This is a genomic window from Pseudoalteromonas sp. MT33b (genome assembly GCF_014117385.1).
GTDB classification, from domain to species: Bacteria; Pseudomonadota; Gammaproteobacteria; order Enterobacterales; family Alteromonadaceae; genus Pseudoalteromonas; species Pseudoalteromonas lipolytica.
In genome coordinates this window covers 597,370-610,381 of record NZ_CP059831.1, presented here as the reverse complement: position 1 = coordinate 610,381, position 13,012 = coordinate 597,370, and the positions used below count along the sequence as shown (strand labels likewise).

The following is a 13,012-nucleotide window of genomic DNA, read 5'->3' as shown; positions in this document are numbered from 1 at the left end:
AGTTAACTCCGTATACTGGTTAGTTTTGTTCTAATACCGTGATCAAGCGCTGATGAATACCTTCAAAACCACCATTACTCATAATCAAAATATGGTGATGGGCAGCCGCACTGTTTGCAACCAACGTAATGATTTCCTCAGTACTCGTGCTGCAGTGCATACCCGCTTTGTCAGCATAGTCTTTTAATGACCAACTCAAATTTTCTGGCTCAAACAAATACACCTCATCGGCTGCACTAAGCGAGTCAATAAGCGTTTGCTGATGCACGCCCATTTTCATGGTGTTCGAACGGGGCTCTAGTATCGCAATAATTTTCTCATTGCCGACTTTAGCGCGCAGGCCTGCTAAAGTCGTTTTTATCGCGGTTGGGTGATGGGCAAAATCGTCATACACTTTAATGCCCTTTATATCAGCTTTGAGTTCCATGCGACGCTTAGGTGAAATAAACTCAGCTAAACCTGCAATGCTCACGGGCACAGCGATACCGACATGACGCGCAGCTGCAATCGCCATAATCGCATTTTTGACATTATGTTCGCCCATAGCTTGCCACGACACAACGCCCTGTACTTCTCCCGCTAACAACACTTCAAACTCGCTGCCATCCGCTTTAAGTAAGCGATAATCCCAATCACCTGACAGCGTTTCGCTATCACTCCAAAGGCCGCGCTCAATCACATCCTGCAGTGCTTCATCTTGGCTTGGCCAGATAACTTTGCCACTACAGGGTAATGTACGCATCAAGTGATGAAATTGTTTTTTAATCGCATTTAAATCTTCAAAAATATCAGCATGATCAAATTCAAGATTATTGAGGATTAAGGTCCGTGGTAAGTAATGCACAAACTTACTGCGTTTATCAAAAAAGGCGGTGTCATATTCATCGGCTTCAATGACAAAAAACGGCGTCTCACCAACTCGTGCTGATACCCCAAAGTTTTGCACAATGCCACCAATCAAAAAGCCCGGTTTCATACCTGCATATTCTAGCAGCCATGCCAACATACTCGCGGTTGTCGTTTTACCATGCGTGCCTGCGACAGCAAGCACCCATGAGTTTTGCAATAAATTATGCTTAAGCCATTCTGGGCCTGAGGTGTAAGGTAAGCCTTTATCGAGCACATATTCCACACAGGGGTTACCACGGCTCATCGCATTGCCAATGACCACCATATCGGGCGCGGGGTCTAATTGTGTAATGTCATAACCTTGAGTTAGCGTAATGCCAAGCTCTTCCAGCTGCGTACTCATTGGGGGGTAAACATTTTGATCAGAGCCTGTCACTGTGTGACCCAACGATTTAGCGATTGCGGCAATCCCGCCCATAAAGGTGCCACAAATTCCAAGAATATGAATATGCATCTACTGTCCTGAACAAAATGAATTACGAAAAAATAAAGCGTTATAATGCCAAATATAACCTTTACTTACCATGATTAGACGGCAATAGACTTTTGCCGAATAGCAAACATAAAAAAACACCTCAAGACCGAGGTGTTTTTTAAAGTGAGTAAAACGGTTTTTTACAGCATTAAAAATGCAAATAAACCGACACCAAGTAACAAGCGATAGATAACAAATGGCATCATGCCCATGCGCTCAATTACTTTTAAGAAAAAGAAAATACAGGCATAAGCCGAAACAAACGATAGACCTGCACCGAGTAAAATAGCTTGCCAATCAATCGCTTCACCTGCAGTTGCAAGTTGATATATATAATATGAACCTGCCGCAGCAATGACCGGAATCGACATTAAAAACGAAAAACGTGCTGCGCTTTGCTTATTTAAACCCAGCAATAAACCCACGGTTATCGTTATGCCAGAGCGCGACGTGCCAGGAAAGACCATTGCCAGCACTTGCGAAAAACCCAACAGTAACGCACTAAAAAAATTTACTTGGTAGATATTTTTTACTTGTTTTGCTTTTACATCGGCATACCAAAGTAACAAGCCGAAAACGATAGTTGAAGTGGCAATCACCCACGCATTTCGTGAATAGCTCTCTACAAAGTCTTTAAATAAGTACCCAATTAATAACGCAGGAATCGTGGCAACAATGATCCACCAGCCCAAACGGCTGTCATCGGTTGCGCCTTGTGAGCCAAACGACTTAAACCAAGCCCCCAAAATATCAACCACTTCTTTACGGAAATACAGTACCACCGCACCAAGCGTACCTACGTGTACTGCAACATCAAATGCTAAACCTTGATCATGCCAGCCTAAAACTTGCGAAGGTAAAATTAAATGCGCTGAGCTCGAAATAGGTAAAAACTCAGTCAATCCTTGAATTAAGGCTAAAACAATTATCTCAATAATACTCATGGGTTAGTAAACTCCACCTTCCATAGTTTTTGTTGTGGGTTGTTATAATTTTTCCATAGCTCAGCCAGTGTTTGCTTAGCTACAGGGTGAAAAAAATCAGGGGCAATTTCTGCTAGCGGTTTTAAAACAAACGCATTTTTTGTTATTTCATCACGCGGTAATTGCGCTGGCGAATCGCAAATAATGTCATCATAAAACAATAAATCAAGGTCTAATGTTCTAGGACTAAACTTTTTATCTTCACGAGTACGACCGTTATCTAACTCTATTTGCTTCAGTAATTTACACAGCTCAGGCAGTGGCATGTCAGTATTCGCACCAAGCACTGAGTTATAAAAATTATTACCCGCAAATCCCACCGCTTCACTTTCATATACCGATGAATGAACACTATCAGGGAAATACGGCTTTAACGTCTTTAATGCTTGGCGAATATAATGCTCTTTATTTACATTCGAGCCTAAGCTGATAAAAATCTGTGCCATATTAACTTGCCTTGTGACGGGTGATTTCGACTCCCACCGTTTTAGCTTGAGGAACCGCAGCTGGTTTGCTGACACGAATTGTGACTTGGCTGGTTGTAAATTCGGTTAAAATAATCGCGGCGAGTTGTTCAACTAAGGTTTCAAGAAGTTCGACGGGTTTTGCCGTCGTGTGCGCTATAACGCGTTCACTGACTTTAGCGTAATCAAGCGCTAAGTTTATATCATCGGTTGCCGCTGCGGCTGAAATATCACACACCATTTCAATATCAAAATACAGGCTTTGTTTCGTTTCTTTTTCAAAATCATACACGCCTATAATGGTGTCTACGTGCAGTTGTGATATGTATACCTTGTCCATTGATACTCCAAGCGACATAAATATTAAAACCAATACCTATCGTATACGCGTATTAATTTCAATAATGCGCACAGAGCTGTCATAAAGTTTTAATATATAAAAATTCCCTCTACAATAACGGGTAGATGCACTGCAAAATGTAGCGTACTATCTACTCAAAAGTAGCGGCAGATGGTTTTGCCGCCAATGATAGCCCAAAAGTGCAGATTAAAAAATAAGGAAGCGCGTGTTAGAAGTTTTAATGTTAGTTTTAGCCTATTTACTGGGGTCGGTTTCCTCCGCAATCCTCGTGTCTAGGTTATTTAAACTACCAGACCCACGCAGTCACGGATCGAATAACCCCGGTGCCACCAATGTGTACCGACTTGGTGGAAAAGTCCCGGCTGTATTAGTGCTGGTGTTTGATATTTTAAAAGGCACCATCCCTGTGTGGGGCGCTTATTTCTTAAAAATCGAACCGCTGATGTTAGGTTTAATTGGCGTCGCAGCGTGTTTAGGGCATATGTACCCTGTATTTTTCAGCTTTAAAGGGGGTAAAGCCGTTGCTACGGCCTTTGGTACTTTACTACCTATTGGATTATCTTTAGGTGGATTATTAATCGCGACTTGGCTATTAATAATCGCAATAACGCGCTATTCGTCACTTGCAGCACTTATTACAGTGTCGCTTGCCCCACTTTATACATGGTGGATAAAACCACTTTATACGTTGCCAGTCACGTTTTTAACACTGTTGATTATTTTCCGTCACAGAGCAAACATAACCCGTTTATTAAGTGGTGAAGAGCCAAAAGTAGGGACTAAGAAAAAAGCCCCTGACAATAACAACGACTAAGTTACAGCGCTTCTAATGAGTCGATTGGCCAGCGCGGCTTAGTTTTCATATCAAGGCTTGCAAACTGCCCCGCTTTAAGGCGTTGCATGCCCGCGTAGGCGATCATAGCGCCGTTATCTGTACAAAATTCAGTGCGAGGATAATACACTCGACCTTTCATGCCTTGCATTACACGCTCTAATTGCGCACGTAATTGAACGTTAGCACTCACTCCACCGGCAATCACTAAGCGTTTAATACCTGTTTGTTTAAGGGCACGCTTACACTTAATAATCAACGTATCAATTACTGCAGTTTGAAATGCGTGGGCTATGTCAGCTTTAGTCTGCTCATCATCAGCACTGTCACGAATAGCAAGCGATGCAGCCGTTTTTAAACCACTGAAGCTGAAATCAAGCCCAGGTTTATCTGTCATCGGACGTGGAAACACAAACCGTTCAGGCGTGCCTTGCTCAGCTAGTTTTGCTAAACGAGGACCCCCTGGGTAATCAAGTCCTAATAACTTCGCTGTTTTATCAAATGCTTCACCTGCCGCATCATCGACAGATTCACCCAGTACTTCGTACTCACCAATCCCTGACACTTTCACCATCATTGTGTGCCCACCCGACACAAGTAGCGCAATAAACGGGAATTCAGGCTTATCTTCTTCAAGCATTGGCGCCAGTAAATGCCCTTCCATGTGGTGCACAGCGACAGCAGGAATATTCCAGCCATAAGCAAGAGAGCGACCGATAGAGGTGCCCACTAACAAAGCCCCCACTAAACCTGGCCCTGCGGTGTAAGCAATGCCGTCAATATCGTCAGGACCACAACCGGCTTGCGCAAAAGCTGCGTCGATTAATGGCAAAGTTTTACGTACATGGTCGCGTGATGCAAGCTCAGGTACCACACCACCGTAGTCTGCGTGCACTTTAACTTGGCTGTATAGTTGATGTGCTAATAAGCCTTGTTCATCATCGTAAATGGCAATACCTGTTTCATCACATGATGATTCAATACCTAAAATTCGCATCAATTACTCCGCCAAGAAAAATAAGCGCGTATTTTACAGCTAAAATACGCATTACTGAACACTAAATTGCAATACCAATGTTGGTTTGACCGTCTGAAATAGCAAGCTGCTTGAGCTCTTTTACGTTTTCTGAGGTAATTCGGCCCATTTGCTCAACAAAATCAATTAGCTCTGCAAGCACATCCATCTCGTACTGCATTAGCGGGTGTTCGCGGACTGATTTGTTATCAGCCACTTCACCTTCAACCGTTAATTGGTATTCAATAAAGCGTGCAACAGAGGCTTGTGAAATTTTGCTAATGTTTAAAAACTCTTGGTCATCTTTAGCCATCAGACCATGCAACATTCCCAATAATGCGGTTGCAGTGTCAATAGCGGGGTAAGTGCCAAACATATCAAAGTCACTGAGCTCAGGTACATTAGGCTCAATTTTTTCAATTTGTTTTTCAAGGCTTATCTTACTTTTTGGCAGTAATATTTTTTCCCAGCATACATTCAGTGCGCTGCGAAATACCGCTGCGTCACCAAAGCCAGTTGCTTCACTAAATAAGCTGTAATTAGGCAACATACGCTCAAGAAGCGCGCCGCCTAATACCGCTTTTTGCAAATAGTTTAATTCTCTAATGCGTTGAAAATTATTCGCTTTCGTCATTCTTAACAGTCCTACAAGACCAACATATTTCAAATGTTGGGCCATTCAGTTCGCTGCATGATGGGCAAACCCAGTCTGGAGCCGATTGTTTTACTTGCCGGTAGTTTACCAATATTTCTTGTGCATGGCGCTCTTTTAATGCGTAAACAAGAATATCAACCCCCGTTTGTTCAAAGGGAATCTCTCCCATTGCACCTTGCAGAAGCTCACCTTGCAGTTGGCATTGTATTCCTGCGGTATGTAAAAGCCCTTTTATAATATTAGCTTCAAGCCCATTAGCGGCTTGGTAGATACGTACCCATGAAAAAGGTTCTGACGTAGTTGGTTGATTTAAATTATTTTTATGCAAATTTACTCTCTTTTACTTTGCAGCTTTAGCAACCTAAGCTACCCTAGCAATTGACCCTGCTACAACCTATATTGAAGGTAGCCTTATGACATTAACAACGCCTGGGCTGTTATTCCCGGCCATTTCTTTACTTTTACTTGCTTACACCAATCGCTTTTTGGTACTTGCCCAACTCATTCGAGAACTGAATGCGCGCGAAGGAGAAAGTATTCGTCCTTTGGTTGTTGCACAAATCGCCAACCTCAGAAAGCGTATTAAACTGATTCGTATAATGCAAGTTTACGGCGTGGCATCATTTCTCATGTGTACCTTGTCAATGTTCGCTTTGTTTATTGAGTTTAATACAACAGGCATCATATTATTTGGACTCAGTCTTGCTTGCTTAACTTTATCGCTTCTTACCTCTTTATATGAGATTCATATTTCATGTGATGCAATAGAAATTGAATTAAGAAATATAGAAAAAAAACCCTTAGTGGATAAGGCAGAGTAAATTTCTGCCTCTATACTTATTGTTACCTGATACGACAATAAGTGGTGCTTGTGTGGATGATTTTTTATTTTCTGAAGAACGGTTAGAAGAAAATAACGTACAAACTGAAGAACCAGAATACTGGCATATTCTTGTTGTTGATGACGAAGAAGATATTCATCAAGTTACCAAGCTTGTACTAGCTGGTTTTCAATTTGAAAATAAAAGCTTACGCTTCTACGATGCCTATTCTGCAGCAGAGGCTAAAGAGCTTTTGAAAAAAGATATCCCTTTTTCAGTGGCACTTGTTGATGTCGTCATGGAAACAAACCATGCCGGACTTGAACTTATTCAGTATATTAGGGACGACATTGATAACCACCATATCCGCCTAATTCTTCGTACAGGCCAGCCAGGTGAAGCACCTGAAGAATCTATTATCCGTGATTACGATATAAACGATTACAAAAACAAAACCGAATTAACAGCCATAAAAATTAAAACACTGCTCTATTCTGCACTGAGATCTCATCGTGATATCCAAATTATTGATCGCCATAAACATGGCCTCGAACAAATCATAAATGCCTCAGCTAACTTTTTAAAATGCGACAGTGTGCAAGAATTTGCATCCACTATTTTAAGCCACGTGACAAATGTGATGGGTATAAACGACACTCAAATTTATTGTGCTGCCGCGGTTAATTTACAATCATCTCCTGCAACAGACTTTCAATTATTGGCGGCTTCAGGCGTTGGGCCTATCCCCAGTCAAAATAATATTCCTGACGAAGTTAAAAGTTTATTTATTGATGCTCATGATCGTAAGTCATCACTAAAAACAAGTACCGACTACATTGGTTACTTTCCAACCAAAGCGGGCCTTGAAACTATGCTGTATGTAAATAAAGGAAGTAAATTACATGCTACCGACCATCAACTTCTTGAGTTTTATGCAAACAATATTGCACTGGCCTATGACAATCTTAAATTGCGCGAAATGGTAAAAGAATCGCAAAAGGAATTGTCCTATATTCTTGGTGAAGCAGTAGAAAAACGCTCTAAAGAAACAGGCTCACATGTTAAACGTGTCGCGTTATACAGCGAGTTACTTGCAAAACTATCAGAACTTAATCCCTTTCAGTGTGAAATCATCAAGCTTGCCTCCCCCTTACACGACATAGGAAAAATAAGTATCCCTGACAACATCTTAAATAAGCCCGGAAAATTAGATGATACAGAATGGGAAATAATGAAGACACACGCTGAAGTAGGTTATGAAATTCTAAAAAATTCAAGTAACGAGATCATGACTTGCGGTGCAATGATCTCACTTCAGCACCATGAAAAGTGGGATGGCTCTGGGTATCCACACGGTTTAGCAGGTAAAGATATTCATATCGTTGGTCGTATAACTGCGCTTGCTGACGTGTTTGACGCTCTATGCAGTGACCGTTGTTACAAAAAAGCGTGGCCACTCGATGAAGCACTTGCACTAATAAAAAATCAACGTTCGAAACATTTTGATCCAACTTTAGTCGACTTATTACTTGAAAATTTACCACTTTTCTTGGAGATTAAAGACCGTTACCCTGACTAGTTGTAACTTACCTGTAAAACAACACTTTTAAAAATGGGTACAATAATTTACTATACTCAATGTTAGGTATTATTATTTTAACTCAATGTAAGGGCTTACTTAATAAAAAGGGACTATATAAAGTGAGATTTGAACAACTTGAACAATTCGTTGCACTCGGCGTACTCAGACACTTCCGCCAAGCTGCTGAAAAAACCCAGATAAGCACTTCAGCATTAACTCGTAGTATTCAAACACTTGAAGATGAAGTGGGCTATGAACTCGTTACTCGCTCTACTCGTTCTGTAAAGCTAACCAAAGAAGGTGAACTTTTCCTCGAGTACGCACAACAAACACTTAATAATTTAGAAGAAACAAAAAAACGTTTATTCGAGTCATTAAATGGTTGTGAAAACGAAAAGCTCGTTATCGGCTACACAACTAAAGCAAGTGCAGTTGTACCTGTGTCGTGTGGGCAATTTTTAGCACAATACCCACATGTTAAAATTGAAATGCAGTTGCAAGAACAAAGTGAGTTAATTCGCAAACTGCAACTTGGTGAAATTGATATCAGCGTTTGCTCACAAGCCATGAATAGCATTGGTAGTGATATCCATTTGCCTGATCAGCTAATTTTATTTGTATCAAAAAATCATCCAATTGCTAATAAAACAGACATTAGCAAGAAAGACTTAACAGACTACCCAATGTACAGCTGTTTTTCACAATCGAAGCCGGTTCAATCGATGCTAAACGAAGCAATTGATTCATTCAATAAATCAACCAGCGTTAAGGTCGGTAGTATTGAACAAGTTATGGAAGGCTTGAAAAAGTCAAACCATATTGCGATTGCAAGTATTGAGCATGCCAACAGCGTTTCTTCAGACCCTGAATTGCTAGTATTAAAAACCAATAAAGGAATCGCTCACGAACAGTTAGTGATCCAAACTAATCAACAAATTAATGAAAACTCGCACGTGAGTTATTTATTAGATCTTATTGAAAAAACAGCATTATCTAGCCACAACTAAATGTACATATCAAGCTGGCTTGACTACGTTAGGCCAGCTTATACATCCTCATTGTTTTACTGCATAAAAAGCGTGCATGTAATTTTTTTTCAGATACACTTACGCACCTTTTTTTGATTGTGCATATGAATGACCGCGCAGCTTATTTCCAATACTTATTTAAATGCAATTGAACATACTGGTTATGCCATTGTTGAAAACGCAATTGATGAGCAGTTGATAAATGATTTAATTGCAGATTGTTACCGAATTAATCCCCATTTTCATGTTGCAGGTATCGGTAGGTTAAACGATCAGCAAATCGATAAAACGGTACGCAAAGATAAGACCTTTTGGTTTGATAGCTCAAGCCAAGCGCAAATAACTTATCTCGCGACCATGGAAGCAATTAAGACCCAGTTAAATAGAGAGTTTTTCTTGGGCTTGTTTGATTATGAATGCCACTATGCGAAGTACCAACAAGGTGACTTTTATAAAAAGCATTACGATGCCTTTAAAGGACGCTCAAACCGTATTTTTACAACGGTTTGCTACCTAAATAGCCCCGCGTCTGGCGGCGAGTTGGTTATTTATAAACCTAAAAGTAAAGACATTGAAGTGGTCATAAAACCGAAGGCAGGCACATTAGTCATGTTTGAAAGCGAACGCTTTATGCATGAGGTATTACCCGCAGACGATGTGCGTTATTCAATTGCTGGTTGGTTCAGAAAAAATGCCTCAATAAGCGGCATTATCGACCCACCGCGATAATCAAAACGGTAATGGCAAGGATGCTACAAGGCCAATAAAAATAACCAGCCCGACGTAATGATTATTTAGAAACGCTTTAAAACAGTGCTCTCTGTCGCGATAGTGAATAAGCGTTTGCTGGTAAAGTAAAAATCCAATCGCCGCTATTAAGCCTAACCAATAAGGCATATCAAGCTGATTGCTTATGCCAATGTAACTGAGTATCGCAATGAATAGCGCATTCAGTAAGAAAATAATATGCCTGTCAAAACGTGCAAATAAGATGGCCGTTGATTTAACACCAATCTTTAAATCATCATCACGGTCAACCATGGCGTACATGGTATCGTAAGCCACAGTCCACACGAGGTTTGCAATAAATAACAGCCATGCTTCAATTGGCACTGAGCCAATTGAGGCCATGTATGCCATTGGAATAGCCCAACTAAATGCGGCTCCTAGTACCACTTGTGGTAATTGGGTATAACGCTTCATAAACGGATAGCAAAATGCCAACGCAAGAGCCCCCAAAGAGAGCAAAATCGTCGACCACCCCAGCATTAAAACTAATCCAAATGCCACGGCAATTAACAACACAAATAAGCTCAACGCCTCACCACTGGACACTCGCCCTGCGGCTAGGGGACGCGTTGCTGTGCGCTTTACTGAACCATCAATTTTACGATCAGCAAAGTCATTGATAACGCAGCCTGCACTTCGCATTACAAACACCCCTAAACTAAACACCACAAAATTTAATAAGCTTGGTGCTCCCTGATTTGCAAGCCATAACGCCCAGTACGTTGGCCAAAGCAATAGCAAAGTACCAATCGGCTTATCTGTTCGCATAAGTTGTTTGTAATAAGGAATGTGTGCGATTTTTAATGCAGCTAGTTTCATAAGTAAATATAAGCCTCTGGCAGAAAAACTTCGGCCACTAAAAAATGGGCATTTGACAATGAAAATACACTTCGTCTTCCCCACAGTGGTTTAGACTCTTTGCCAAGCGCAGCTAATAAGGTTTGAATAGTGTGCTGCTCATTAAACTCTGCCACTTCTATCTCTGTGCGAGATAAGCTTGGGTCTTGAAAAATAACATCCCCTAATGGCCGTGTTCCCATACTTAGCAACTGCTGCTTTTTTAAGGTATCATCTGCGGGTAACCAACTTTGTGCATAAACCATTGGTTTATCATCACATAATAGTAGCACTTCGCGGTTAAGCGCTTGGCTCAACGGCGTATTTAATAAAGCTTGTTGCTCCTTTGTAAGATCAAAAGGGGCTTCATTGAGCACTTTAACTGAAAAGTGTTGGCAATGACGCTTAAGCTTGGCCGTCAATGACCCAGCTTCAAGCAACCAACCTTGCTGCTGTTGCGTTAAATAAGGGTATGCCGAAGCAGGCTGCCAATGCGCAGCTAACGAAACTGGGAATGTAATCACAACGACTCAATAATTATAAAAACCGCGTAAATGATATCACTGCAACCCGTTTCGAAAAAGTCATGATTTAATCTCTACATGGATTAAAAAACAGAGAACAACCTGTATCTTAAGTTAATTTGGGTATAGACTAAAAACCATTGAATAGGTGGGATATTCTTAAACTATGAAAAAGTCATTGTTATCAATTTACTTGATTAGCATGCTAGTTATTGGCGCTACGACAAGTTTCTCGACACGCGCAGAATCAAATGTCGGTTACTTCGGTTTTGAGCCTGACATTATCACCAATTATATTGGCCAAGGAAATAAAAAACTGGGTTATGTACGGATCACTGTTGATCTAATGCTTAATGATATTTCTGATATTGGTGTGGTTGAGCACCATACTCCACTATTGCGTGATGCGATTGTCGAGATACTGTCAAAAGAACCTGAAGAAAATATCAAGTCGCTCACGGGTCGTGAAGAAATTAGAAAGCGCTGTACAGAAAAACTCAAAGCACTGTTAAAGCAAGAGACTGGACAAGAAATAGTACGTGAAGTGTTGTTTACTAAGTATTTATACCATTAAACGTGACGGCAAAGGCCGTCACGTATAATAAAACTACTTACGCGACAATAGTTTATCTGACATGGCGTAAGCCATACCCGCAATAAGCCCTGCTAAATGTGCCCAGTTCGCCATCCTAACCGGCAACATATCCACAAAGCCTAAAATCAGCCACACCAACATAAAGCCAACAATACTGTTGCTAACAAGCGGGGGTTGTTGAGGTCGCATTACACTGTAAATCCAACAGAAACCGAGCAAACCATACACAACACCACTGAGCCCACCAAAGTTCGGACCAACTACTAAAAACTGTGCCCAATTACTGATAAATGCCGTCACTAAGAAAAGCCCAACTAAGGTTAATTTACCACTGCGTTTTTCTATGTCATTACCCAGTGTCATCCACCAAATCAGGTTAAAAATGAGGTGGATAGCGCTAAAATGAACAATCGCTGGGGTAAACCAGGTTAGCGGCTTAGCAGGGTTAAATTGCAACATACCATAAAGAGTTTCAAACCCACCCAGTAAAAACGCCACAAAAATAGCGATTGAAACCAAGGTAACAGTACGGTTTAACCAGCTCAATGCTTTAAAGCGTGCTTTTAGGTTAAGTGACTGGCCTTGATATAACAACGGCGACTCAGTACTGCCAACTTGCCACGATGCTTGAAGGTACTTTTCGTCATTTGGATTCGCGGTGAACGCTTGCCACAGTGGCTGAGCTTGATGAAAATGCTCAGGAGCAACACAAATAATCACTGTCTTACCATCGTGTGAGCGCAGTTCACCCTGCAAGCCTTTACTTTTAATGTAATCGATAAAGCCTTGCGCGGCGCGAGGATTATTAATGCTGCCCAATTCAATCATCGTTCAATGTGCTCCGGTTGTTGTGTCTGCCATGCTGTAAAGCCGCCATCCATACTGTAGACGTCTTCAAAGCCTTGCTCTACTAAATAGCTTGCTGCACCTTGAGAACTTACGCCATGATAGCAAACGATAATAATAGGCTGATCAAACTCTTTGTTCATCATAAACTCACTGATATTAGCATTTGATAAATGCTCAGAACCAGGGATATGCCCAGCTTGAAATGAGTTAGGGTCGCGAATATCAGCAATCACCACATCATTTTTATCTAATAATGCAAACGTTTCACTGACTGAAATATGTTTATATGACAT

17 protein-coding genes are annotated in these 13,012 nt (G+C 41.0%); 6 read left to right on the top strand and 11 right to left on the bottom strand.

What is annotated here, in order from left to right; all coding sequences use genetic code 11:
• Positions 1-19: 19 nt before the first annotated feature.
• The 4 genes from mpl to folB all read right to left on the bottom strand — a co-directional run bounded on the left by mpl (position 20) and on the right by folB (position 3,171).
• On the bottom strand, positions 20-1,363 hold the full coding sequence (gene mpl, locus H3302_RS02930; protein ID WP_065978011.1) for a UDP-N-acetylmuramate:L-alanyl-gamma-D-glutamyl-meso-diaminopimelate ligase: 1,344 nt from the start codon (positions 1,361-1,363) through the stop codon (positions 20-22).
• Positions 1,364-1,524: 161 nt separating this feature from the next.
• A complete protein-coding gene (locus tag H3302_RS02925) occupies positions 1,525-2,328 on the bottom strand; it encodes an undecaprenyl-diphosphate phosphatase (protein ID WP_036970908.1) in 804 nt (267 codons plus the stop codon).
• Positions 2,325-2,813 carry a 2-amino-4-hydroxy-6-hydroxymethyldihydropteridine diphosphokinase gene (gene folK, locus H3302_RS02920; protein WP_036970912.1) on the bottom strand — a complete coding sequence of 163 codons (489 nt, stop codon included), beginning with the start codon at positions 2,811-2,813 and terminating at the stop codon, positions 2,325-2,327. The genes H3302_RS02925 and folK overlap by 4 nt, the downstream gene beginning before the upstream one ends.
• Before the next feature lies 1 nt (position 2,814).
• Positions 2,815-3,171, bottom strand: coding sequence for a dihydroneopterin aldolase (gene folB / locus H3302_RS02915; protein WP_036970914.1), 357 nt, complete (start codon positions 3,169-3,171; stop codon positions 2,815-2,817).
• Between the two features lie 226 nt (positions 3,172-3,397).
• On the opposite strand from folB, the gene plsY reads away from it, so the two are divergent.
• Positions 3,398-4,006 carry a glycerol-3-phosphate 1-O-acyltransferase PlsY gene (gene plsY, locus H3302_RS02910; RefSeq protein WP_036970917.1) on the top strand — a complete coding sequence of 203 codons (609 nt, stop codon included), beginning with the start codon at positions 3,398-3,400 and terminating at the stop codon, positions 4,004-4,006.
• A 1-nt stretch (position 4,007) separates the two neighbouring features.
• On the opposite strand, the gene tsaD is transcribed toward plsY, so the two are convergent.
• The 3 genes from tsaD to H3302_RS02895 form a co-directional block, all read right to left on the bottom strand.
• Positions 4,008-5,021, bottom strand: a complete 1,014-nt coding sequence (tsaD, locus tag H3302_RS02905; RefSeq protein WP_036970921.1) for a tRNA (adenosine(37)-N6)-threonylcarbamoyltransferase complex transferase subunit TsaD — start codon at positions 5,019-5,021, stop codon at positions 4,008-4,010.
• 61 nt (positions 5,022-5,082) lie between these two features.
• Positions 5,083-5,673, bottom strand: a complete 591-nt coding sequence (locus H3302_RS02900; RefSeq protein WP_036970924.1) for a YjaG family protein — start codon at positions 5,671-5,673, stop codon at positions 5,083-5,085.
• Positions 5,657-6,022 carry a DUF2007 domain-containing protein gene (locus H3302_RS02895; RefSeq protein WP_065978009.1) on the bottom strand — a complete coding sequence of 122 codons (366 nt, stop codon included), beginning with the start codon at positions 6,020-6,022 and terminating at the stop codon, positions 5,657-5,659. The genes H3302_RS02900 and H3302_RS02895 overlap by 17 nt, the downstream gene beginning before the upstream one ends.
• A gap of 85 nt (positions 6,023-6,107) precedes the next feature.
• Here H3302_RS02895 and H3302_RS02890 point away from each other — a divergent pair, with 85 nt between their 5' ends.
• From H3302_RS02890 to H3302_RS02875, 4 genes are all read left to right on the top strand, one after another.
• Complete coding sequence (locus H3302_RS02890) at positions 6,108-6,515, top strand: DUF2721 domain-containing protein (protein WP_036970930.1); 408 nt, start codon at positions 6,108-6,110, stop codon at positions 6,513-6,515.
• Positions 6,516-6,567: 52 nt separating this feature from the next.
• Positions 6,568-8,094, top strand: coding sequence for a DUF3369 domain-containing protein (locus H3302_RS02885; RefSeq protein ID WP_036970933.1), 1,527 nt, complete (start codon positions 6,568-6,570; stop codon positions 8,092-8,094).
• 122 nt (positions 8,095-8,216) lie between these two features.
• Complete coding sequence (locus tag H3302_RS02880) at positions 8,217-9,104, top strand: LysR family transcriptional regulator (protein WP_065978067.1); 888 nt, start codon at positions 8,217-8,219, stop codon at positions 9,102-9,104.
• A 129-nt stretch (positions 9,105-9,233) separates the two neighbouring features.
• Entirely contained in the window at positions 9,234-9,854 is a 621-nt protein-coding gene (locus tag H3302_RS02875; RefSeq protein ID WP_036970936.1) for a 2OG-Fe(II) oxygenase, read from the top strand.
• Here the strand turns inward: H3302_RS02875 and ubiA are convergent, their stop codons facing one another.
• Positions 9,855-10,733 (bottom strand): 4-hydroxybenzoate octaprenyltransferase, encoded by an 879-nt coding sequence (gene ubiA, locus H3302_RS02870; RefSeq protein ID WP_036970938.1) that lies wholly within the window; start codon positions 10,731-10,733, stop codon positions 9,855-9,857.
• Positions 10,730-11,275, bottom strand: coding sequence for a chorismate lyase (locus H3302_RS02865; protein WP_182396129.1), 546 nt, complete (start codon positions 11,273-11,275; stop codon positions 10,730-10,732). Before H3302_RS02865 ends, ubiA begins: the two co-directional genes overlap by 4 nt.
• 166 nt (positions 11,276-11,441) lie before the next feature.
• Here H3302_RS02865 and H3302_RS02860 point away from each other — a divergent pair, with 166 nt between their 5' ends.
• The gene (locus tag H3302_RS02860) at positions 11,442-11,849 is read left to right on the top strand and encodes a flagellar basal body-associated protein FliL (RefSeq protein ID WP_036970946.1); all 408 of its coding nucleotides are present in this window, start codon (positions 11,442-11,444) and stop codon (positions 11,847-11,849) included.
• 33 nt (positions 11,850-11,882) lie between these two features.
• Here H3302_RS02860 and glpG read toward each other — a convergent pair whose 3' ends face one another.
• Positions 11,883-12,698: a rhomboid family intramembrane serine protease GlpG gene (gene glpG / locus H3302_RS02855; RefSeq protein ID WP_065978006.1), complete on the bottom strand. Its 816-nt coding sequence runs from the start codon at positions 12,696-12,698 to the stop codon at positions 11,883-11,885.
• On the bottom strand, positions 12,695-13,012 hold the full coding sequence (gene glpE, locus H3302_RS02850; protein WP_065978005.1) for a thiosulfate sulfurtransferase GlpE: 318 nt from the start codon (positions 13,010-13,012) through the stop codon (positions 12,695-12,697). The genes glpG and glpE overlap by 4 nt, the downstream gene beginning before the upstream one ends.